Here is a 23,751-nt window from a genome sequence, read left to right as displayed (position 1 = left end):
TGGCACGGCCTAGAAGCCGGCCAGATATTGGTGCACAAACTGGATGGCAATGGAACCTTCTCCGACCGCCGATGCCACGCGCTTGACCGAGCCATGGCGGACATCCCCGGCAACGAAGACGCCGGGAACGCTGGATTCGAGCAGAAATGGCTCTCGCGTCTCCTTCCACTCCGGCGGCAGCTTGCCGTCGATGCGGAGGTCGGGTCCGGCCAGCAGGAAACCTTTGTCATCGCGGTGTATGGTGCTGGGCAGCCACTCGGTGCGCGGAGCTGCGCCGATGAAGACAAAGAGCGAGGTGGCGGGAACCACGGTCTCCCCTTCCGGTCCGCTGAGCCGTAGCTGCTCCAGGTGGTCGGTGCCGATGACTTCGACGACCTGCGTGTGCGGCTTGAGGATGATGTTGGGAGTTCGCTCTATTTCGTCAATGAGATAGCGGGACATGGTCGCACCGAGGCCGGGACCGCGGACGAGCATGGTGACATGGCTGGCGTACTGGGAGAAATGCAGCGCAGCCTGCCCGGCGGAGTTGGCTCCGCCAACAAGATAGATGTCCTCGCCCTTGCAGGAAGCCGCTTCTACCAGGGCCGCGCCATAGTAAATTCCGCAGCCGGTGAGATTGTCGCAGCCGGGGATATCGAGGCGGCGATATTGAACACCCGGAGCCAGCAAGACAACATGGGTGGAGACAGAGCGTCCGTCGGCCAGCTGAACTATGCGGTACTGGCCTTCAATGCGCAGCCCGATGGCGCTTTGGGTGACGAATTCCGCGCCGAAGCGCGTGGCCTGGATGAGTGCGCGGCGTCCCATATCGGCTCCGGTGATGCCCGCAGGGAAGCCGAGATAATTTTCGATTTTTGAAGTAGTTCCGGCCTGGCCGCCCGGAGCCTGGGGCTCGATGACTAGCGTGCGGAGACCTTCGCTGGCGCCGTAAACCGCCGCGGCCAAGCCAGCGGGGCCTGCACCGACAACGACAAGATCGTAGAACTCCTGGCTGGCCTGGACTCGGAGCCCGACACGCTCTGCCAGGGCCTCCGCGGTAGGAGCCATGACGGCGCTGCCGTCGGCAAAGAGGACGACCGGAAGCTGATCGGAGGTGAGGGATGTGGAATCGACGCCGCGTTCTTTAAGGAATGTGGTCGCTTCGTCACTGGCTACGTCCAGCCAGCGATAGGGAACGTGGTTCGAGGTGAGGAAAGAACGCATCTGGTGGCCGCGCGGGCTCCAGCGATGGCCAATGACGCGCAGGCCTTCAAAGCGCGGACGATAGCCGGCCTTCCAGTCGTCCAGCAAGTCGCTGAGAACCGGGTAGAGCTTTTCCTCGGGTGGATCCCAGGGCTTGGTGAGGTAGTAATGAATACGCGCGGTGTTGATGGCCTGGATTGCGGCCTCGGTATCGGCGTAGGCGGTGAGCAGGACGCGGCGAGCGTCAGGATAGATGAGCCGGGCGCGCTCGAGGAACTCAACGCCGGTCAGGCCGGGCATGCGCTGATCGCTGACGATGAGCGCGAGGGGCTCATCTTTGGCCTTCACCTGGGCAAGGGTATCAAGCGCCGCCTGTCCGCTTGCAGCGCGCATGATCCGGTACTCGTTGCCGTATTGACGGCGGAGATCCTGGACAACGGCTTCAAGCACATGTACGTCGTCGTCTACAGCAAGGAGTATCGGGCGTGCCATGGACAACAGTGTACAGGGAGCATGGGCGGCTCAAGGATGTACTACTGGCAGATGAAAGACACCTGAAGGATTTTTGGTTGGCTCAGGGCCGTGTTCCTTGGTATCTTCCAGATAGATACTCGGACCAGAACGTCATTCGATACATGGTGGAGAAGGGGTTACTTCACCGCTCGATGTGTATCAATTCGACGCAAGGCAGAGATTTCTGTGTGACAGTCGATACAAAGTGCAATGGGGGCGCATCCGCTGTCAGCAACCGGTGGGCCGCAGCCATACTGTTTTAGGCAATCTGCTGCGCGAGGGGACGCGATGAGTATGCCAAAGAGCATGCCAAGCGAGCGCCTGTGCCAGGCACGTGGAATGAGACACACGTCATGACCAAGATCATACTTGCGGATTCACAGGCAATATTTCGAGCCGGCACGGCCAAGGTTCTCGCCATGGATGAAGATCTGCGCATCATTGCGCAGTGTTCCGACATGGACAGGCTGCTTCATGCGATTGCGACGTTCCCGGGCTCGGTGGTTCTGTTTTCAGCATCGCTCAAACCTGAGATGTCGCTGCTGAAAAGATCGCTGGAGGAAGCGGGCAGTCGCGGAGTCGTGATTGCGGAGAACAACGAGACTGCGGCGCAGTATATGCAGCAGGGATTCAAGGGCGTGGTTTTCCGTTCCGTGACAGGACAGGCTCTGGTGGATTGCGTGCGGCGTGTGGCAGGGGGCAACACCTGGGTTCCTCCGCAGCTTGTGGTTGCTGAGTCGCATGATGAGGACGCGGTGGGACGGCGCGTGCGCGATCGCCTTACGCCAAAGGAGATGCGGATTGTCGCTCTGATCGTGCAGGGGTGCAAGAACCGCGAGATTGCCATCCGGCTGAAGACTACCGAGCAGGTGATCAAGAACTATCTGCGGTCAATTTACGACAAGACAGGCGTAAGCGATCGGTTGGAGCTGGCGCTGTTTACGATTCACCATCGCGTGCTGGCCCAGGCCGCGGCAGAGGTGGGTAGCAAGCTCGAAGCCGAGGAACAGCAGTCCACGGCGGTAGCGTAAAAGGCAGGCGGAACGCGCTTTCCGGGCGGTTTCGCTTTGACCTCTGAGTGGCGCTGCCAACGCGATGCTAAATAAGCACAAACGTAGATTACGATTGAAGGAATGGATGCACCCAGCGAGCTTAATGAGGTTGTCCTTCCGCAGAATGTGATCGGTCCGCTTACGCGGTCGGCGATCTTCCTGGTGTTGTGCATTCGCCAGGATGAAGATGCTTATGCAGAACTACGCGACTTCTGCGCGGGACTATCCGGGCTGATTCGCGCAGTGGAGTTTCGCGATGTCGAGGCAGGTCTTACCTGCATCGCCGGATTCGGTTCCGATGCCTGGGATAAACTCTTCGGAGCGCCTCGCCCTGCCGAGCTTCATTCATTCCGCGAGATTCGCTCCGCAGGCCGCCATGCCGTTTCTACGCAGGGTGACATTCTCTTTCACATTCGAGCCAAGCGCATGGATCTCTGCTTCGAACTGGCCGCGCAGATCATGGATAGCCTGGGAGACACGGTTTCCGTGGCCGACGAGGTACATGGCTTTCGTTACTTCGACGACCGCGATGTAATGGGTTTTGTCGACGGCACGGAGAATCCACGAGGAGATGTGGCACGCGACGCGGCAATCGTTGGCAGCGAGGACGCGGCCTTTGCGGGCGGCAGCTATGTCATCGTGCAGAAGTATCTTCACGACTTGAAGGCGTGGAACTCGCTTCCTGTCGAGATGCAGGAAAAGATCATTGGCCGCCGCAAGCTCTCAGACATTGAATTGAGCGACGCGGACAAGCCGGCCTACGCGCACAATGCGCTCACAAACATTGAGGAGAATGGACGCCAGCTGCAGATTCTGCGGGACAACATGCCGTTTGGACGTCCGGGCCACGGCGAGTTTGGGACCTACTTTATCGGCTATTGCAGGACTCCCAGCATTACCGAAAAAATGCTTGAGAATATGTTCGTCGGCAATCCCCCGGGAAATTATGATCGGCTTCTCGACTTTAGCCATCCTGTGACAGGCGGCTTGTTTTTCGTACCTACGGGGACATTCCTCGACAGCGTCACTCCAGATGCACCGAACGCGGCGCAGAACACTAAAGCGCCATCCGACGAGTCAACTTCATCGGCTCCGACATCCAAACCGGCTGCCGTACACGACACTTCACTCAAAATAGGATCATTACGGGGAGAGAAAGATGAATAACCTCCATCGGGAACTTGCGCCGATTTCTGACGCAGCATGGGCGCAGATTGAGGAAGAGACGACCAGAACGCTGAAGCGCTATCTGGCAGGGCGACGCATTGTGGACGTTCCGACACCGGGAGGGATCGGCTTTCCCGGTGTTGGGACCGGGCATCTCAAATCCATCTCCGCTCCTGCGGACGGCATTCTCGCGAGACAGCGTGAGGTGAAACCACTGGTGGAACTGCGGGTTCCGTTTGAACTGTCGCGTCAGACCATCGATGACGTTGAACGCGGTTCCGAGGACTCCGACTGGCAGCCTGCGAAGGACGCCGCAAAGAAACTCGCCTTTGCGGAAGACCGGGCGATCTTCAACGGATACCAAGACGCGAATATTCAGGGCATTCGGGAAAGCACCAGCAATCCCATCGAGACCCTGCCTTCCGATGTACGGGATTATCCGGATGCAGTTGCCCATGCACTGAGCCAGTTGCGTCTGGTGGGTGTGAATGGACCCTATTCTGTTGTGCTGGGAGCCGACGAATACACGGCATTGGCCGAAACCCGCGATCACGGATATCCCGTGCTTGAGCACGTAAAACGCATTGTGGACGGCAACCTGATATGGGCGCCCGCGATTGAAGGCGCGTTTGTTCTGACGACTCGAGGCGGTGACTTCGAACTCAATATCGGACAGGATGTTTCGATCGGCTATCTCAGCCATACCGATTCCGCCGTGCAGCTGTATCTTCAGGAGACGTTTGTCTTTCGGGTGCTCACCACGGAAGCAGGTGTTGCATTATCCCCGTCACAAAAATCTTCCTGACCGGCTGGCAAGTCGAGCGCATCAAGTTACGGCCACTGCCAAGGGATTGGCAGTGGCCGTACATGATTGCGATACGCACCGAGGATTCCTGCTAAATTTTCTCGGCGACGGATTTGGCTTGCGTGAAGAGGTAGAGATAATCCGGTCCGCCGGCCTTGGAGTCGGTGCCACTCATGTTGAAGCCGCCGAAGGGATGCGCGCCAACCATTGCGCCGGTGCACTTGCGGTTGAAGTAGAGATTGCCGACGTGGAATTCGCGGCGGGCGATGTCGAGGCGGGCCTTATCACTGGTGTAGAGTGCGCCGGTGAGGCCGTATTCCGTGTTGTTGGCGACAGCCAGGCCTTCTTCAAAGCTCGAGACCTTGATGATGGCGAGGACGGGGCCAAAGATCTCTTCCTGCGAAATGACGGCGCCGGGGGCGATGTCAGCGAAGACGGTGGGCTCGAGGAAATAGCCGCCGTCCGCGGTTTCGACGGCATGGCCGCCGGCAACAAGACGGCCTTCGTGCTTGCCCTGCTCAATGTAGCCGAGGATGGACTCATACGCAGCCTTGTTGACCACGGGGCCCATGTTGAAGTTCTCTACCGGGTTGCCGACTGTAAGCTTAGCTACCTTTTCGCGGACGCGCTCAACGAAGATGTCGTAAACGGGAGCTTCCACTATGGCGCGGGAGCAGGCGGAGCATTTCTGGCCGCTGAAGCCGAAGGCCGAGGCGACGACCCCATCGACGGCTGCGTCCAGTTCGGCATCGGCGCAAACGAGAATGGAATCCTTGCCGCCCATTTCGAGGATGGTGCGCTTGATCCAGATCTGGCCGGGCTGGGTTTTGGCGGCGCGCTCGTGAATGTCGAGGCCGACGGGTTTGGAGCCGGTGAAGGCGATGAAGCGAGTCTTCGGGTGCTGCACGATGGCGTTGCCAAAGGTGGCGCCGGAGCCGGGGCAGAAATTGACCACGCCGGGTGGCAGGCCGACCTCTTCGAGAACCTCAAAGAACTTGGCGGCGATGGTTGGCGAGTCGCTGGAGGGCTTGAGGATGACGGTGTTACCGGCAACGATGGAGGCGGCAGTCATGCCAGCCATGATGGCGAAGGGGAAATTCCACGGGGGAATGACCGCGCCGACGCCGAGGGGAATATAGAGGAGCTGGTTGCGCTCGCCGGGGTATTGGATGGGGGTAGTGGCCTGTGCGAGGCGGAGAGCTTCGCGGGCGTAGAACTCAAGAAAATCAATGGTTTCGCCTACGTCGGCGTCGGCCTCGGCCCAGTTTTTACCGACTTCGTAGGTGAGCCAGGCACAGAAGTCGAAGTTGCGCTGGCGGATGATCTCGGCGGCGTTTAGAAGCAGCGAGGCGCGTTCTTCGACGGTGGTGCGGCTCCAGGTTTCGTAGGCGGCAAGAGCGGCAGTCATGGCCTGCTCGGCGTGTTCGAGGCCAGCCTTCTGGTGGATGCCGACGATTTGCGCGGGCTTGGCGGGATTCAGCGACTGGATTTTGCCTGGGGTGCTCAGGTGTTCGCCGCCAATGACGAGGTCGTACTCGCGGCCAAGCTGGTGCGCCACGTGATCGAGCGCGGCGCGCATGGAGCGGGCGTTGTCGGGGGTTTTGAAGTCGACGAAAGGCTCATTGCGGAACTCGCCCTGGGGCGAGCGCGGCTGAATTTTGGTGGAGAGAGTTACGGTTGCCATGGCTTCTTGATTGTAGTCCGAAAAGTGTGGAACGGGGACACCGGACTGACGGCGAAGAGACGGTAAGCCGGCTGCGAAGAGCGGCGTCTAAGGGCGAATTTCCGTAATTTTCTTCCCAAAACGAAACTAATAGGGTGGGACAGGGTCTGGATTGACATTGCATTCATCTGTGCGGCGAAACTGCCCCGGGATGAAGGGGGCGTGAGTCTGTTATTGGTGCGTCCCCAAGGTTGAATTGAGCCCTGCTTGATCCGCAAGAAGCGGGCGGGCAAGGGAAGGCAGTAAGCGGCGCGTCCGCGCTGCCTGGAGGAAGCATGGAATCCCTTTCCCCGAAGATGCGTCTGCCTGGCGGCGCTCTGATTGTTGCCTTGGTCTCTCTCGCGGCTAGTCCGTTGGTGGCGCAGGGATATCCGCCACAGGGCGGCGGTTATGCGCAGCCGCAATACCCTCAGCAACCTCAATATCCTCAGCCCCAGTATTCCCAGCCGCAATCTCAACAGCCGCAGAACTATGCAGACCAGCAGGGTTACGCGCCTCAGCCGCAGGATGGTTATGGGCAGCAGAGTGCTGCGATGCAGGCAGTGACTCCCGACCAGCTGGAGCAGCTGGTGGCTCCGATTGCGCTTTACCCGGATGCGCTGGTGGCGCAAATTCTGGCCGGGGCTACTTACCCGGCGCAACTGGCGGCGGCGGACCAGTGGGTGCGTACGATGGGATATTCCGGCCCGGACCAGGTGGCAGCCGGGGCGAGCGCGCAGACGATGTGGGACCCGAGCATCAAGGCGCTGACGGCTTATCCGCAGGTTCTGGATATGCTGGCTGGAAACCTGCAATGGGCCACGGCGCTGGGCAATGCCTATTACAACCAGCCGCAGGATGTGCTGCAGACGGTGCAGGTGATGCGGATGCGCGCCCAGCAAGCCGGAACACTAACGAACACTCCGCAGATGCAGGTGGTGCAGAACCCCGGATATATTGCGTTGCAGCCAGCGAATCCCGATGTGGTGTATGTACCGACGTATAACCCGTGGGCGGTGTATGGCGCGCCGGTGCAGCCGTATCCGGGCTTTTCCTTTACGGGGATTCTAAGTACGCTGGCGGGGGCGGTTGCAGGCGGATGGGGCCATGGCGGCTACGGCGCGGGCTATGGCGGCGGCGGGCTGCAGTTTCTGGCTAGCTTTGCGCTGGGCGCGTTTAACCATACTCCCTTTGGGCTGGTTGCGTGGGGACTGGATTGGCTCTTCAACGCTCTGACCTTCCATCACTCGGATTACTACACGCACAGCGCATCTGTGCGCGATTGGGGACTGCCGCACGGCGGGCCGAGATATATGCCGCGAGCTTATCCGGGTTCGTATCGGGCCTCATATCAGGCGCAGCGGGCCGGGTTTGGCGAGGGGTATAACCACCAGCCGATTGCGGTGCATGGCGGCGCGGGCTTTGGGGGCGACAGGTTCGGTGGCAACACGGTGCGGCCGCAGGGATGGATGAACAACAACAGACCGCAGCAGCCCGCGTTTTCGCAACAGCAGGCGTTCAATCGTGCGCCGGAGGCTGCGCGTCCGGATTCCGGGAATAGAGGGCCGGTGAGTAATGGCTATGCGCCAAGGACACTCGCTCCGCAGGGGACGCGTCCGGCCTCACCGAGTGGATATATGGGCGGCTACGGAAATACGAGCAGGCCGGGAAATATGACATATGCGGCGCCGAACTTTAAGCAGGATCGCGGCGGAGCGCAGGCGTACGGCGGTGGACGTGAGAGCAGCGGCTGGGGCGGAGGCGGCTACAAAGAGCCGAAGACGCAGTCCTTCAAGGAGTCGAAATACAAAGAGCCTAAGATGCCGAAGATGCAGTCGTACAAGGCTCCGAAGGAAAGTCACTCCAGCGGACACAGCAGCGACGGCGGGCATCACCGCTAAGGCAAGCGATGCAATAAGAAACGGCGGATGAGAGTGAAAGCTCATCCGCCGTTTTGTTTCGGCGAGTATTCTCATGCAGCGCTGCCTAGCAGCTTTGCCACTGCTTTAGGGTCGCGCTCGATGATTTTCAGATACGCCCGTGCTGTAGCATCCGGTCTCTTGCGGCGCTGTTCCCAATCGCGCAGCGTCCCAATGGGGATGCTATAGAGCGCAGCGAACTCCTCTTGCGTCATACCGAGCTTTGTGCGGAGTTTGAAGACATTCACGATGCGGATGAATCCGGCCTTTTCCATCTCCTCGTCGCTGCCAAGTGGAAGAGGAGGGCAGTCCGGATCAGAAAGGGCAGCGGCGTGAATTTGTTCATCTGTCAATGAGTTCACATAATCCCAGTCCGTATCGGTCTTGATTGGCGGGTCGCCGGGGTTATGCTCGACCGAGATCATACCACTGGATTTCTTCATACTCTGCCCTCCTTACCGAGATAATGCGAACCAGATTGTCATCCGGCTCAGTTGAAACTACATAAAGGACGCCATCCGAACCTAATCCGAGAGTGATGAATCGAATTTCATCGTAATTAAATCGGTCATCAATCCAGGACAACTCCGCCAGATCTTCCAGAGCCGGAATCCCCGCCGCGAGTCGCAATCCATGTTTACGCTGATTCAGGACATCTTTCTGCGGGTCCCACTCGTAGCGCATGTCTTAATGGTACGGCTAGGCCGTAGTTGCGTCAACGTCAGCGGGTCTCGGTCAGTGCTTCGGTTCGTTTGCTCATCTTGGCGGTGCGTTCGAGTTTGTCCCAGTTGAAGGGCTTGCCATCGATTGCGCGCCACAACGTCCTGAACAGCACCACGGAGAAGAGCTGGCGGTAGCTGAAGCGCTGCAGCCAGATGTGGAAGAGCAGCCATCCATCGCCTTTGTTGGCGGGATGACGGCGCTCCAGGCTGAAGGCGACGGCAGAGGTGATGAAATCGATCATCAGGAAGGCCGTGAAGTAGGCAAGGAGCTTCATGAAATTGGCGGACGAGGTGGCTTCCGGGTGATAGTGGCGGTCAATGAAGTAGTGGATGATGCCATACACGAACATGATGTCAATGAAGGGCGAGACCAGCGGCAGCAGCATCTGGAAGACGAGGATATTGGGCAGCGCGAAGAAGCCCATCGCTGCATTTTTGGTGAAGGCGGCGCGGTGCTTCCATACGGCCTGCAGTGTGCCGAAGGACCAGCGGAAGCGCTGGCGCATGAGGCCCTTGGCGTTGATGGGAGCTTCTGTGAAGGCGAGGGCACGGTCTTCGTAATCCACGCGAAGGCCTTGTTCGAGGAGGCTCATGGTGAGGTCAGCATCTTCGGCGACGGTGTTTTCGGGATAGCCTCCAGCCTTCTTAACCGCTTCCGTGCGCCACGCGCCGATGGCTCCGGGGACGACGGTGACGACGTGAAAGAGATCGAGTGCGCGGCGCTCAAAGTTCTGGCTGGTGATGTATTCGAGGGCCTGCCAGCGAGTCCAGAGATTTACGCGGTTGCCGACCTTGGCGTTGCCGGCAACGGCGCCGATGCGGGGATCTTCAAAGTGCGGGATGAGCTTGCTGACGGCATCGGCTGCGATGACGGTATCGGCGTCGATGCCGACGTAGAACTCTTCATCGACGAAGTTAAGCGCATAGTTGAGCGCGGCGGCCTTGCCTCCGTTGGGTTTTTCGAGCACGGTGACGTGGCCGGCGGCGATCTCGACGGCGTAGGCTTCACGCGCTACGTCGGAGGTGCGGTCCTTTGAGCCATCATCGATGACGATGACGCGCAGGTTGGCGTAATCCGAGTTGAGCACGGAGCGGATGGTGCGAACGATGACCTTTTCCTCGTTGTACGAAGGGACGAGCACGGCGACGCGGGGATTGAAGCCTACGGAGGCTTTTTTATGCGGGCGGCGCAGGCGGTCAATGATGGCGAAGAGGCCCACGAGGATGAGACGCCCGCTCATGAGAATGTCGCCGAGGAAGAAGACCAGGACGATGAAGTTGGTGATGGCGGAGAGGGTTGTGAAGGCTGCAAGGTCAGGCAGGGTTCGGGCGCGCTGCCAGAAGGTAAGCCGCGGCATGACTTCTGCCGTGGTCTTGCCCATGAGTGTTGAGACATTCACGATCTGATAGCCGTGGGCGCGCAGTGTGTCGATGAGCACAGGCAGTGCGGCTACCGTGACTGAGCGGTCGCCGCCGCCGTCGTGCATGAGGATGATGGAGCCGCGAAACTGCGGCTTAACCTTCATGCGATTGAGCTGATCGAGCACAGACTGGGAGATCTCTGCCGGTGTTTTGCGGATGCGTTCATCCCAGTCATTGGTGTCAATTTTGTTGCCGACGACGGTGAGGCCCAACTGCTGAATGTGTACCACGGGTGCGGCCTGATCGTCGGTCTCCGGCTCTTCATCAATGTCATATGGCGGGCGGAAGTAGAGTGGCTGCACGCCTAGCCGCGCGGCGAAGAGCCGATTGGTGAGCTTGACTTCAAGATCGAGCTGGCGCTGAGAGATTTCGCTGATGTCCGGGTGCGTGAAGGTGTGGTTGCCTATCTCGTTGCCTTCATCCACGATGCGCTGCATGACGCCCATGTTCTGCTGCGCTTCTTCGCCGATCAGCATGAAGGTGCCATGGACGCCTTTGCTTTTGAGGACGTCGAGGATGCGCGGGGTCCACTTGGGATCAGGCCCATCGTCAAAGGAGATGGCTACCTTGTTGGGGTGGTAACCGTACTGGCGAATGGTGTACTGGCTGGGGTAGACATCCATGTGCTCATCGACGAGGAGTTTTTTGCGCGGGTCTTTTTCGTCGGTGTCGATTTCCACGGTACGCTTGCCGGTTTTTGGTAGGCCGGTGACGTGGATGATCTCTCCGTCGCCTTCGGTATCGACATCGTGGCCAGGTGGGACGGTGCCGAGAGCGTTGAGTGAGTCCGGGTTGCTGGGCTTATCCCAGATGTTCCATAGCGTATTGTCTTCTTCGCCGAGCCGCCAGAGAGCGAAGGTCTGGAGGCCGAGCTGGCGTGCGCCGCGCATCTCATTGAGCACAGTTACGGCGTCGAGAAACCAGACAACGTGGCGGACATTACTGTCCTCATCGATATATTCGAAGTGCGGATTGAGGGTATCGTAATCGAGGTCAAGGTCTGCGTTGGCGTCAGAGGCGCGTTGCCAGACGTCGGAGACAGAGAGATCATCCGTGTTAAGAACCTTCGGCTTGGCGGGTTTCGCGCCTTTTTTCGGCGCGCCTGGAATGGACATGGACCAGTCGTATCCATAGTTGCCAATGGCGCAGATGAGTTTTTCTTTGGGTACGACGGTGAGCACATGCTGGAGATTGCCGAGGAACCAATCCTGCGCTGCAATGGGGCCGGGGTTGCTCTCGAGCTCGTGCTGGTCGTAGTTCATCAGGATGATGCCGTCGGAGTTTGCGGCAAGCTGCTTGAAGTACTGATCCTGCAATGAGACCGGCGCGTTCACGTAGAGGCGAAGGTTGCGCGAGTGCAGGTCGCGGTAAAGCTCCTGCACGAAAGTCATGTAGGCCGGAACCGCCGGCTCATTCAGATTTTCAAAGTCCAGCGAGAGACCGTGATAGGCGGGCTGTGCGGTAAAAAACCGAACGAGCTGCTGGCGCAATGCGGCGCGTTTGGCTGGATCGGCCAGCATGTCTCCAACGGAGGGATCCCATTGCTGTGTCTGCTCGTTGTAGTTATTGATGTGCGGGAAGACTTCGGTGTCTTCGCGCGCTTCCTGAATGACGCGCTTGATCTTGTTCAGATCGTCGGGATCGTGAACGGTATTGCCATCGATGACTCGGTATTCGCGGGCATCCGCGCCTACGGCGTAAAGGACGGGATCGGGCGCGTTGACGTGCAGCCACTCCGGAAAGAGCATATCGATCTGGTGAACATGCTGCTTGAAGGACGAATAGCTTGTGGCGTCATCGGGAACGTAGTACGCGGCACGCAGGCCTTCGCCAGTGTTGAGCGTGATCTGCGATGGGTTTTTTGTGGACTTGCGGCGGTTGGGCGGGCCGGGACGCGTGCCCTTGAGCAGTGGAGTCCGGTCGCTGAGCGCCTTGTAGTTGTGCTTCTGATTGGGGAAAAGAAGCTCCGGCAATGTCTGGACGCGGAGGGTGTTGAAGATCACTCCGGCCACAATGATCGTAACGGCGACAGCGCTGGCGTCCAGAATGCGGCGCAGGCGCTTCCAGCGCTTGCGTTGTGGATCGTAAAAAATTTGTTTCTCGGGCATTTCGGGGGCCTGTTTCCGGTTCCGCTGGGGCGCTATCTCGATAAAGGTTCTAAGCTAATACACTATCAGTAGAAATCGTATGAAACCGGCTTCCGGGAGTCAAACAGGCCAGGGCACGACAGAGGGGCGGTTTGGCCGCGTGAGATTGCGTGCGGCAATTTCGATTGCGGCTGCGCTGGCTGCTGGCACTGCGCTGGCTGCTGGCACTGCGCTGCGCTTCTGGTTCGTGGCGAAGTTCTTTGAGGTGACTGTGGATGGACACCTCTATGCCAACCTGGCAAAGAACATTCTGCTACACGGGCAATACTCCATTGCAGACGGTAGTGGCGTGCTGCATCCTACGCTGATTCGTCTGCCGGGGTATCCACTGTTTCTGGCTGCGTGCTTCCGGCTCTTTGGAGTGGACAAGTTCTTTCCGGCGGCAGTGGTACAAATCTTTTGCGAATTGGCAGGCTGCGTGATGCTGGCGTTGACGGCGCGGAGGATTTGTCCGGCCGAGTGGCCGGATGCGGCGAAGTCTCGCGCATTCCATGTGACGTTGTGGATTGCCGCGCTTTGCCCGTTTACTTCGAGCTATGCGGCGTCTCCGCTGACGGAGTCACTGACGCTGTTCTGCATCACGGTGGCGATGTGGCTGACGGTGCGATTTCAGAACAGACAGAGATGGGCGGCGGCCCTGGGATTTACGCTGGTCATCACATTTGCGGCATTGCTGCGGCCGGATGGGGCGCTGATAGGGGTGGCGTTTGGCGCGCCCATGGTGCTGGCGCTGATTTCGGGGCGCAGGCTTTCACTCAGGCGACGAATGGCGATGACGCTTGCGTGCTTTGTCATTGCTGCTGCCCCGTTCAGTATTTGGACGGCGCATAACTGGAGCCAGTTTCATGTGATTCAGCCGCTGGCGCCGCGTTATGCTACCGATCCCGGAGAGCCTACATGGCAGGGATGGCAGAGGTGGGTCAAGACGTGGTCGCTGGATTTTAAGAACACATACGAAATTTACTGGAATGTGCCGGATGGGCCGTTCGATATGACCCTGATTCCGGCGCGGGCGTTTGATTCGAAGGAGCAGCGTGATCAGACTGCTGCGATTGCGCGGGATTACGAGAACAATGACGAGAGCTTTACCGCGGGTCTGGATGCACGGCTTGGGAAACTGGCCGATGATCGTATTGCTGCGCATCCGTTGCGCTACTATGTGGGGCTGCCGGCGGCGCGTGTGGCAGATATGCTGCTGAGGCCGCGCGTGGAGAACCTGCCTATCGATCAGGACTGGTGGGTCTACAGACACCATTGGGATGAAACGATTCTGAGCTGGTTTTATGTGGCGCTGAACCTGGCATATTTACTGCTGAGCGTGATCGGGCTATGCCTGCGGCCACGGTTGTGGCTGTGGATGCTGCTTTACTTCGTATTGCGATGCGCGCTTTTGGCCACCGTTGAGGGGCCGGAAGCGCGCTACACGCTGGAGTTCTTTCCGATGTGGTTTGTGCTGGGTGGCGTCACTGTTGCGTGGTTTACTTCAAGTCAAACGCGTTCTTCGGCAAAGTCACATTGACCTTAATGTCCGTGTAGGTGCAGATGCGATAGACGCCTGGGCTTTCATCGAAACGCTGCTTCAGGCTTACACCCCGATCGGGATCGATCCAGATGGTGATCTTGGCGATATTCTTACGGACCGTAGGGTCTTTGGCAACGAGCTCGAGCTGGGCAACGTTCACACCATCCAGGACAGACGAGCCGATGTACTTGATGTCCCACTTGTCGGCCAGTTCCGTGCCGCTTGCGCCGAAGCCAAGGATGAGAAAGCTCTGCCACTTCGCAAAGTCATAGGTGTGGATCTCTGTGCCGTCGAAGAAATGGATCGCGCCATCGGTGTAGTTGTAACCACTGTTGAAAGGGCGGCCGTTGCGCTCGTGGAAGTGTGAGGCCATCTTGAAGGCGCCGCCATTGCGCTCGTAGTACGCTGTACCCTTCTGTATGTCAGTGTCAGGCACAGGGTCCTGCGTTTCCGTATCGAAGACAACGTTGGCGGAGACGGAGTGAAACTTCTTTGACGCGACGTTGAGACGACTCAGTACCGACTGAAGATCATCGGCTTTGGCGGAGATGGGAGCCGCGATGAGTGCGACCAGCGAAAGAAGAAAAAGCAATTTACGTGCGCGCATAATCCTCAGTTAGTTTAGACGCCTGGTGGAAGTCAAAGGAGCGAGAAAATTCGCGCGGTTTCGGCGTGGGAAGCATTTTGACTGTGTCTGAAACCAACTTCGCCGTTAGTATTGGCATCCCTAAGAGTGCGGAAACTAAGTATTTATTCAAATTTACTCAGACATACAATTTAGCCACGCGGGAGATTTTCCATGGCAGTTATGATGCAGGCTTTTTACTGGGATGCGCCTGTGAAAGAAGATAAGCGCGGCGAATGGTGGGATACCATTCGCGAGAAAGTTCCCCAGTTGGCAGCCTCCGGCTTTAATTCGCTCTGGCTTCCGCCGATCAGCAAGGCCGCCGACCCGAACTCCAACGGCTATGATCCGTACGATTATTTCGACTTGGGCGACATCGACCAGAAGGGTTCGATGAAGACCCTTTACGGCAATCGCGCAGAGCTTGAGAATCTCATCCGCACGATGCGCGAGCACAACATGGGCGCCATTGCTGATATGGTGATTAATCACAACTCCGGCGCTGATGAGGAAGAGACCAACCCGCTAAACGGGCAGAAGATGTGGACGAAGTTTCGCCCGAAAAGCGGCAAGTTTCCTCGCGACTGGAACTGCTTTCATCCCAGCCGGTATGAGCGCACCATGATCGAAGGGGAAAATTTCGCGGGTTTTCCGCATCTTTGCCACCGCAATCCGCTGGTCTACACCGCAATGTTTGAGTACGCACGGCTGCTGATTGAAGAGCTGGACTTCGAGGGGCTGCGCTTTGACTTTGTGAAAGGCTACGGGGCGTGGATGATCGGCCTGCTGTCCAAGTATCAGTACCAGAAGAAGGACGGCCGCGAGTTTGCGCCGTTCGTCGTCGGCGAGTATTGGTCCGGTCCAGATGACATTGGCGACTGGCTGGACAAGGTCCACGCTGTTACTGACCAGCAGGTGGCTGCTTTTGATTTCCCGCTTCGCTACAAGCTGAAAGATATGTGTGACACGCCGAGCTACGATCTGCGCAAACTGACGGACGAGGGATCGGTATCTGCCGCGCGGCCTTTCAATGCAGTCACCTTTGTCGACAACCATGACATGCAAAACAATGAAATCGTAAACGATAAGATGCTGGCCTACTCGTTCATCCTGACTGGGGATGGTTATCCGTGTGTGTTCTGGTGGGACTACTTCAATAATGAATTGGCTCGGCCGAACACACCGAATGGCATAGATGCTCTTGTGTCTGCGCATCATAAGCATGCCGGCGGGGAGTCTTCGATTCTTCACGCCGATCCTGATCTTTATGTCATGCAGCGGGCGGGCACGGAGTCTCAGACAGGTCTTGTTTACGTGCTTAACAACCTTGGAAACCAGTGGAGTGGGCGGGCGGTCAAGACGAAATGGCCTAACAAGAAGTTCAAGCCTGTGGCGTGGGATGGCTACCAAGCTCCGCAGCCGGAGGAAAGAACCACGGACGGAGAAGGTAGCGCTGAATTTCCTGCGCCGCCGCGAGGCTATTGCGTTTACGCACCAGTCGATTAATGACAGGTCTTTACTTGTGCAGCCAGACCTTCCATGCCAGTGGATTGCCGTTGGCATCACGCGAGAGCTCCCAGCGCTCGATGGAGACTGCGTCGCCGGTGACGGGCTGCATGGCGCGTTTGAGCGCGCGGCGCATTGTGTAGTCCGTGACCCTTGCCGGGATGGGGACTTCACTGGCGGGGACGGTGAGAATGAGGCCTTTGCCGCCGTCGCCGAGCACCTGGATGGGCTGCCTTGGTCCGCCGGTCGCTGGCGGCTTGTCGCCGTAATCCCATACCTGCGGGGTGATGAAGATGAAGGCGAGGATCAGCGTCACCATGACGTCGTAATGGAAGCTGCCGCGCGGGTAGGTCCAGTAAAAGTAGCTTTTGAGAATCCTGTTCATGCTTGCCGTTCGTTGAAAATCAGAAGTTCTGCTTGTTAATTGTAGTCAAGCCGCCCATGTAGGGCCGAAGAATTTCCGGCACAACCACTGAGCCGTCTGCCTGCTGGTAATTCTCGAGGATCGCGAGCCAGGTGCGCCCGACGGCCAATCCGCTGCCGTTGATGGTGTGCAGGAACTCGCTTTTGCCTTTTGGTCCGCTTGCCCTGTAACGGATATTGGCGCGGCGCGCCTGGAAGGACTCGAAGTTCGAGCAGGAGGAGATTTCGCGATAGAGACCCTGGCCTGGAAGCCAGACTTCGAGGTCGTAGGTTTTGGCTGCAGAGAAGCCGGTATCGCCTGCGCACAGCAGAACGCGGCGATACGGCAGGTCCAAAAGCTCCAGAATCTCTTCGGCGTCGCGGGTCAGCTTTTCATGCTCTGTGTCTGAGTCTTCCGGTTTGACGAACTTGACCAGCTCTACCTTTTGGAACTGATGCTGGCGAATGATGCCACGGGTGTCCTTGCCTGCAGCTCCGGCTTCGGCGCGGAAGCAGGGAGTGTAGGCGGTGAAGGCGATGGGCAGACGGGTTTCGTCGAGAATTTCGTCGCGGTAAAGATTGGTGACGGGGACTTCTGCCGTTGGAATGAGCCAGTGGTCTGCGTCTTTGAATTCACCGTTTGCCGCGCTCTCGGCGTCGGCGTCCGAGGTGCGGAAGAGATCTTCGGCGAACTTGGGCAACTGGCCGGTGCCGAAGAGCGACTTCGAGTTCACCATGAAGGGCGGCAGGACTTCGGTGTAGCCGTGCTTTTCCGTGTGCAGATCGAGCATAAAGCCGGCCAGTGCGCGTTCAAGCCGGGCACCGGGTCCGAAGTAGACGGCGAAACGGGCTCCGCTGAGCTTGGCGGCGCGGTCCTGGTCGAGAATCCCGAGCTGTTCGCCCAACTCCCAGTGGGGTTTTGCTTCGAAATCGAAGCTGCGCTTTGCGCCCCATTCCTTGACGGTGACGTTGTCGGCTTCGGATTTGCCGGCGGGAACTTCGTCGCGGGTGAGGTTGGGCACGCGGGAGAGCGAGAGACGCAATTCGTCGTCAAGTGCTGTGGCGGTCTTGTCGAGGTCGTCCAGTTTGTCTTTCAGCGCCCGGGTTTCGTCCATGAGCGCTGTGGCGTCCTGTTTCTGGCGCTTGAGCTGGCCGACCTGCTCCGAGAGTTCGTTGCGGCGGGCCTTGAGGGTTTCGGCCTCACGGATGGCTTCGCGGCGGCGGAGGTCGAGTGAGCGGAAATCGCCGAGGAGCGCGGCAGGGTCTGCTCCGCGTGCGCGCAGTTTTGCTTCTACCAGGTCCAGATTGGACCGGACAAATCCTATGTCGTGCATGACTTTCCTAGTGTACCGGAGGATAGGGCAGCTGTTGCGAGTTATCCTGTGCTGCACGGATTCTGAAGTTATGGTTTTTCTGTAGCTTACATACCGTTCGCACAGTTTCTGGAGAAATCTTTATGCGATCTTCATTTCGAGACTGTGCAGTTGGGTGATGGTGAATCAGTTCGTTTGCACAAATTTCAGTGCAGAGGGGGTGGGGGAGGGGCCCCCTCCCCTCCCATAACGGCGACGGCCCGAATCCATGAGGATTCGGGCCGTCGCTTTCTCTGCTGATTATGAGTAAAGCATATTCGGGGTTAATTGCACGCAAAGTTTCTGCGGATGGAACACGGTACGAAAGTTCAATGGACGAAAGTAACGGGACTGCCCCTCAGTGAACTTATTGGGCAGTATAGGTGTAGTTGGCGGTTTGCCAGACTCCATTGATTTGATACCGGAGCATGACGTAAACAGGCTTGCCGTTGGTGGGAATGTTGGGTACGACGGCGACGGTGCTGGTGAGAAGCGGCGAGCTATAGATGTTGAAGTAGCCGGGACCGTATGTTCCCACAGAAAGTGTGTATCCCGTTACGCCAGGGCCGTTTGTCCACTGAAAGATTGCGGTGGAGCCGGTAAGCTGGCTGCCCGGCGCGGGAGTAAATAAGACCGGCGGGGCGGTGGTGCCCTCTGCCGTGTAGGTGTAGTTGATATCTGTCCAGACGCCATTGAAGAAATAACGCAGCTGGACATAGACGTTGACGCCGTTTGTGGGCAGGCCGGGCACTTCGACAGAAGTGGCGGTTGTGACGCCTGTTCCATAGATGTCATCTGCGCCGGGCCATTTGGTGCCTATGTTCAGCAAGTACGCGGTTGGTCCGTTGCCCGGTGACCACTTGAAGGTGACGGTAGAGCTTCCGAGGTGGCTGTTTGGCGCTGGCGCTATCAGGGCTGGGGGTGTGAGAGAACCGGCTGCTGTGTAGGTGTAGAAATTGGTATACACAACGCCGTTGATCACTGACCGGAGCATGACGTACACATCTATTCCATTTGTGGGAATGCCTGTGACAGTGGCCGAAGTCGCCGTGGTAGCGCCTCCGCCATAAATGTCAATTGCGCCCGGCCATTTGGTTCCTACACTGATCTGGTAAACGCTGACGCCGCTGCCGGGTGTCCACGTGAAGGTGACTGTTGAGCCGGAGAGCTTGGTTCCCGGAACCGGCGATGTGATGACCGCGGGCCCGGTGGGCACCGTGTTGTTAATGGTGACGGTTGGGGAGATGCTTGGGAGGAAATTACTGTTGCCCGAGTAGGTGGCTTCGATTACGTGTGTACTGTCAGTGAGATTTGGCGAGAGCGAAACTGTGCTCTGGAGGGGGCTTGTGAGCCCGACGAGGATTGTCTGTGGAGACGTAACGGTGGCCATTGCCAAGTCGGAGATTCCATCGCCGTTGAAGTCGGCTGTTGCAGGACTAGCGCCGTAACTTATGGAGGTTTGCACATTTTCCTGGGTGAAAGTGCCGTCCCCTTTGCCTAACAGGTAGCTGAATCCGGACAGACCATTGTTGGTTTCATTCGAACCCGCAATATCCGGGATACCATCGCCATTGAAATCGCCAACAATAATGGTAGAAAGGGCGGTTGATGGATTCACGCCGTGCCCCACATTAAAAGTTCCGCCTCCCTTACCCGTAAATAGAGTGACATTGTTAGGCGAATAACTTTGGGTGCTGTTGTTATAGGCAGGGTATGCTGACGCTACCAGATCTGGATTTCCATCGCCGTTGAAATCAGCTGTCAGAATTCCATTTGGCTGTCCGCTGAGCGGCAACGTCGTACCCGCAGTGAAGGTTCCATCCCCATTGCCAAGCAATGTGTTAATTTGCCATTTTTCCGTGCTGCCGTTATACGAGAAATTAGCAAGGTCCAGAATGCCATCGCCGTTCCAATCGGCTACAACGGATCCAAATCCCTCGTTCGTGGTGGTGACGCCCCCCGCGAGGCCTGGAAAGGTGCCATCTCCGTTGCCGAAAAGAACTACATAGCTATACGAGGTGTATCCCGCACCTTCCACTTCTACTAACAAGTCGGGAACTCCATCGTTGTTAAAGTCCGCCACTATGATTCCGGCAAATGGGTATACATATACATTCGGCGGGCCAGCGCTTATGGTGGAACCGATCGTGAAGGTGCCGTCTCCTTTTCCCTGCAAAATTGCGACAGCATAGTTCCCGTCCAGGTACGTGATGATTGCCAGATCCGGAATTCCATCGCTATTGAAGTCACTGACTACAAATCCCGAGGCGTATGGATTTCCAGGGAGTGCTGTAATTGCCGGTGTCTGCGCGAAGGTTCCATCGCCATTGCCGAAGTAGACTGTGACGCCGCTCGCGGTGGAGAGGACCATGTCAGGAATGCCGTCTCTATTAAAGTCTGCAATCGCGAAGGCCCCATTGCTGTTAGCCAGACTGGCGGAGGTCAATAATGATGGTGTGGCAGTGGAAGCACCGAGTGGCACTGTTCCCAGGACGGCGTTGCCATTGCTTGTGTCCACGAAGGAGACCGATCCTGTAGGACTCGGGCTGGAGGTGAATGCTTTTACCGAACTGGTCAGGGTGGGGTCGGCGGTGGAACCATCCCAGGAAAGTGTGGTGGCAGTGCCGTAAATGCCGGTAACAGCCAGCGATGAGACTGTTGAGGAGCTTGTTACATTGATGTTGGTGCCGGCAAAGACTGCCTTATAAGTATGGCTGCCAATTGCGGGACGGAACTTGAGGACAGCGGTGCCTGCGGAGGTAAGTTGGGCGGTGCCTATGATGTGAAAGTCTTCGCAATACGTTGCCGCAGCGTCACAGAATTTGACCAGCCCCCTGGTGACAGGAGTTGAGCCGGCCATGACTGTGGCTGTGAGCGTGACCACGGAACCGGTAGAAACCGATGTGGCGGAGCTGCCGCCGCTGGTCAAGGCGAGCGTAGTGGTCGTTGCTGCCTGGGATGTATAGACCGTGTAAGGGAGAGTATTCGAAGTTGCACCGACATTACTGGTGTCACCGGGGTAAGTTGCAGTAAGAGAACTGGCGCCCGGCGGCAACGTGGAGAGCTTTAAGGTTGCCGTGCCGCCGGACAGGGTGCCTGTCCCCAGAACCTGGCTGCCAATCATAAATGTAATGGGCTCATTGCTCCCTGAACCGTAATAACCGCTGAGAGTCGCCATGAGAATGGCCGTCTGGCCCTGCACCGTGCTGCCCGGAGTTGCACTCAGGGTCAGGCTGGGCTGGGTTTTTGCAACGCTGACCGTAATGCTGGTATTGCGGGGGGCTAAAAGAGAGTTTCCAGGGTAAGACACACTCAGGCTCTGAGATCCAGCAGCGAGCGGCGACGATGTGAGTGTCGCCACGCCGCCCGAGAGCCTGCCGTAACCCATAAATGTGCTGCCGTTATAAAACGAGAGGTCTTGAAAGTCCGAGCTAATACTTGAAATTGAATAGGGGCTAAGAGTAGCGGTCAGCAAAGTTGTCTGGCCGGCAATAAGGCCGGAGCTCGGGGCTGCGCTCAGGGTAAGAGTGGTTGGTGCGGCGGTGGCGGTGATGGTGATGGAGTTTGAGGCGCTCCCGGTGAAGTAAGCGTCACCCGAATAAGCCGCACTAAAGCTCTGAGATCCGGTGAACAGAATCTGCAATGAGCATGTGGCTACTCCATTTGAAAGCGTGCCTGTGCATATCGGCGAACCGCCTTCAGAAAATGTGACGGATTCGCCATTGGAACTGCCGCCTGAGTTTGTGTACGGGCTCAATGTGGCTGTTAGCAGGGTAGTTTGCCCGGCAAACAGCCCAGAGCTTGGAGTAGCACTTAAGGTGAGAGTTGTTGATTGCTGGTTGGAGATAATAACAGTGCCAGAAGTGCTGGCGGCGAAGTTGCTATCTCCGGAGTAGCTGGCCGCAATATTGTGGATGCCGTATGTCAGAGTTGGTGACAATGTAGCTGAGCTTTGCTGGCCGGAGGTCAGACTGACGAATACCTGGGTGATGAAGTTCTGTGGATCACCATCGAAGGGAACGCCAACTACATCGGAAAGCCCATCTCCATTGAAGTCGCCTGCATTGACTTGAAGCATGGAAGTAGTATTGGGATACGAAACGCTAGCCGACTGCGAAAAAGTGCCGGTTCCACTGCCAAGATATAGCACTACGCCATTCCCATAAGGCGCTGCAAGATCCGGAATTCCATCGCCATTGAAATCACCGACCGCGAATCCCGCCAAGCTCGATGACAAAGGGTTAGGCTCTGCAGTGAAATTCCCGTTTCCAGTTCCCAGATATATGACAATACCCTTGCCGTTTGTACCGAGAACTGCGAGATCCGGAATTCCGTCGCCGTTGAAATCTGCTTCAGCTAAGCTCCACGTATCCACCCCAACCGCAATGGGTGTAGCGGCGGTAAATGTGCCATCGCCTTTGCCTAGCAAGATATCCACACTATTACCCGCCAGGCAAGCCAGGTCGAGATTCCCATCTCCGTTAAAATCGGCCGCGACGATGTTGCCAGTTTCTGTAGCAGCTGTGCAAGCAGCCGGCGTGGATGGACCCTGGGTAAAAGTTCCATCTCCATTGCCAATAAAAATTGCGGCAGTTGTTGCCAGATCAGAAATTCCATCATTGTTGAAGTCACCGACTACAACCTCGGGAAACACAATTGACGAAATAGACGACTTTGCGGTGAACGTGCCGTCCCCTTTCCCAAGCAGTATCCACGCCGGTCCGTAGCCCGCGAAGGCAAGGTCAGGAATTCCATCGCCATTAAAGTCGCCTACGGCAACCTGTGTACCGGAAACACCCGAAGGAATTGCCGATGTACGCGTCTGCGTAAACGTTCCGTTGCCGTTGCCTAAATAAACTACTACGGAATTCTCCAAGGCTATTGCAATATCCGGTATTCCATCGCCATTGAAATCGGCTACGACAGGATACTGAAACGGGTTGAATGCGGCTCCAGAACTACCCGGAATCTGCGAGAAATTGGCTGAAGTTGATAGCTGCCAAGTGTTGTTTGACGAACTCAAGGTGGCAGTGCCGACTACTGCCTTACTGTGATTTGTATCTATGTACGAAATTTTGCCGGTAGGTAGCTGTGAAGAAGGGGCACTACCCACGGTGGCCGACAGGCTGGGAGCTGCATTGGTTCCGCTATTGGAGAGCGTGGTAGATGTGGGGGCAGGCCCTGTAACGCTTAGCGAAGACGCTGCGGAAGTGCTTGTGGCATTGGTTTTGGTGCCGATGAAGACTGCCTTGTAGCTATGGCTGCCGAGCGTGGGACGAAATTTGAGGGCGGCGGTGCCAGCGGAGGTGAGCTGAGCGGTGCCCACGATATGGAAGTCTTCGCAATAGGCGGCTGTGGCGTCGCAGAATTTGACCTGGCCTGGGCTGACGGGAGTTGATCCTGCCGTTACTGTCGCGGTGAGTGTAACCACTGTGCCGGAGCTGACTGTCGTAACGGGGCCGCTGCCATTGGTGATCGACAGCGTTGTGGTTGTCGCAGTCTGAGCGAAAGATTGCTGGCTGGTGGCTAGTAACGCAAAGGCTGCGACGACAAACCAGCGTATGAGGGAAAACGAACGCGGAAGGCTAATTCGGGGACCCGTCGAACGAGTGAACATGGGAGCCTCTTGTTTCCGGCTTCCGATTTGTCTGGATAAAGCCGTTCTGGATGGAATGAGAAGCCGGATATCCGGCGGCAGACAAACTATAGCACG

At 57.5% G+C, this 23,751-nt stretch carries 15 protein-coding genes; 6 read left to right on the top strand and 9 right to left on the bottom strand.

Annotation, left to right across the window (positions count from 1 at the left end):
- Positions 1 to 9: 9 nt before the first annotated feature.
- A complete protein-coding gene (locus VO84_RS21370) occupies positions 10 to 1,674 on the bottom strand; it encodes an FAD-dependent oxidoreductase (RefSeq protein WP_058189797.1) in 1,665 nt (554 codons plus the stop codon).
- Positions 1,675 to 2,048: 374 nt separating this feature from the next.
- Here VO84_RS21370 and VO84_RS21365 point away from each other — a divergent pair, with 374 nt between their 5' ends.
- The 3 genes from VO84_RS21365 (at position 2,049) to VO84_RS21355 (ending at position 4,719) form a co-directional block, all read left to right on the top strand.
- Positions 2,049 to 2,726, top strand: coding sequence for a response regulator transcription factor (locus tag VO84_RS21365; protein WP_058189796.1), 678 nt, complete (start codon positions 2,049 to 2,051; stop codon positions 2,724 to 2,726).
- A 102-nt stretch (positions 2,727 to 2,828) separates the two neighbouring features.
- Positions 2,829 to 3,914 carry a Dyp-type peroxidase gene (locus VO84_RS21360; protein ID WP_058189795.1) on the top strand — a complete coding sequence of 362 codons (1,086 nt, stop codon included), beginning with the start codon at positions 2,829 to 2,831 and terminating at the stop codon, positions 3,912 to 3,914.
- Positions 3,907 to 4,719, top strand: coding sequence for a family 1 encapsulin nanocompartment shell protein (locus VO84_RS21355; RefSeq protein ID WP_058189794.1), 813 nt, complete (start codon positions 3,907 to 3,909; stop codon positions 4,717 to 4,719). The genes VO84_RS21360 and VO84_RS21355 overlap by 8 nt, the downstream gene beginning before the upstream one ends.
- Positions 4,720 to 4,810: 91 nt before the next feature.
- Here VO84_RS21355 and pruA read toward each other — a convergent pair whose 3' ends face one another.
- Positions 4,811 to 6,403, bottom strand: coding sequence for an L-glutamate gamma-semialdehyde dehydrogenase (gene pruA, locus VO84_RS21350; RefSeq protein WP_058189793.1), 1,593 nt, complete (start codon positions 6,401 to 6,403; stop codon positions 4,811 to 4,813).
- A gap of 314 nt (positions 6,404 to 6,717) precedes the next feature.
- Here pruA and VO84_RS21345 point away from each other — a divergent pair, with 314 nt between their 5' ends.
- Complete coding sequence (locus VO84_RS21345) at positions 6,718 to 8,322, top strand: DUF3300 domain-containing protein (RefSeq protein WP_058189792.1); 1,605 nt, start codon at positions 6,718 to 6,720, stop codon at positions 8,320 to 8,322.
- Positions 8,323 to 8,393: 71 nt separating this feature from the next.
- Here VO84_RS21345 and VO84_RS21340 read toward each other — a convergent pair whose 3' ends face one another.
- From VO84_RS21340 to VO84_RS21330, 3 genes are read right to left on the bottom strand one after another with little or no spacing between them, the layout of a single operon-like run.
- On the bottom strand, positions 8,394 to 8,783 hold the full coding sequence (locus VO84_RS21340) for a helix-turn-helix domain-containing protein (RefSeq protein WP_197414151.1): 390 nt from the start codon (positions 8,781 to 8,783) through the stop codon (positions 8,394 to 8,396).
- Entirely contained in the window at positions 8,746 to 9,024 is a 279-nt protein-coding gene (locus VO84_RS21335; protein ID WP_058189790.1) for a BrnT family toxin, read from the bottom strand. The genes VO84_RS21340 and VO84_RS21335 overlap by 38 nt, the downstream gene beginning before the upstream one ends.
- Before the next feature lie 37 nt (positions 9,025 to 9,061).
- Positions 9,062 to 12,592 (bottom strand): glycosyltransferase, encoded by a 3,531-nt coding sequence (locus tag VO84_RS21330; RefSeq protein ID WP_058189789.1) that lies wholly within the window; start codon positions 12,590 to 12,592, stop codon positions 9,062 to 9,064.
- Between the two features lie 79 nt (positions 12,593 to 12,671).
- Between VO84_RS21330 and VO84_RS21325 the strand changes: the two genes are divergently transcribed.
- Positions 12,672 to 14,150, top strand: a complete 1,479-nt coding sequence (locus VO84_RS21325; RefSeq protein WP_058189788.1) for an ArnT family glycosyltransferase — start codon at positions 12,672 to 12,674, stop codon at positions 14,148 to 14,150.
- On the opposite strand, the gene VO84_RS21320 is transcribed toward VO84_RS21325, so the two are convergent.
- Entirely contained in the window at positions 14,110 to 14,760 is a 651-nt protein-coding gene (locus VO84_RS21320; protein WP_058189787.1) for a LolA family protein, read from the bottom strand. The genes VO84_RS21325 and VO84_RS21320 overlap by 41 nt on opposite strands.
- Before the next feature lie 192 nt (positions 14,761 to 14,952).
- Between VO84_RS21320 and VO84_RS21315 the strand changes: the two genes are divergently transcribed.
- Positions 14,953 to 16,284, top strand: coding sequence for an alpha-amylase domain-containing protein (locus VO84_RS21315; protein WP_058189786.1), 1,332 nt, complete (start codon positions 14,953 to 14,955; stop codon positions 16,282 to 16,284).
- A gap of 10 nt (positions 16,285 to 16,294) precedes the next feature.
- Here VO84_RS21315 and VO84_RS21310 read toward each other — a convergent pair whose 3' ends face one another.
- The 3 genes from VO84_RS21310 to VO84_RS21300 all read right to left on the bottom strand — a co-directional run bounded on the left by VO84_RS21310 (position 16,295) and on the right by VO84_RS21300 (position 23,655).
- The gene (locus tag VO84_RS21310) at positions 16,295 to 16,669 is read right to left on the bottom strand and encodes a hypothetical protein (RefSeq protein ID WP_058189785.1); all 375 of its coding nucleotides are present in this window, start codon (positions 16,667 to 16,669) and stop codon (positions 16,295 to 16,297) included.
- A 19-nt stretch (positions 16,670 to 16,688) separates the two neighbouring features.
- Entirely contained in the window at positions 16,689 to 18,020 is a 1,332-nt protein-coding gene (gene serS / locus VO84_RS21305; protein ID WP_058189784.1) for a serine--tRNA ligase, read from the bottom strand.
- Between the two features lie 385 nt (positions 18,021 to 18,405).
- Positions 18,406 to 23,655 (bottom strand): beta strand repeat-containing protein, encoded by a 5,250-nt coding sequence (locus tag VO84_RS21300; RefSeq protein WP_058189783.1) that lies wholly within the window; start codon positions 23,653 to 23,655, stop codon positions 18,406 to 18,408.
- Positions 23,656 to 23,751 lie beyond the last annotated feature (96 nt).

Source organism: Occallatibacter gabretensis (genome assembly GCF_001449115.1).
Taxonomy (GTDB): domain Bacteria; phylum Acidobacteriota; class Terriglobia; order Terriglobales; family Acidobacteriaceae; genus Telmatobacter; species Telmatobacter gabretensis.
The sequence above is the reverse complement of the archived record's forward strand: the minus strand, read 5'-3'. Positions and strand labels throughout refer to the sequence as shown.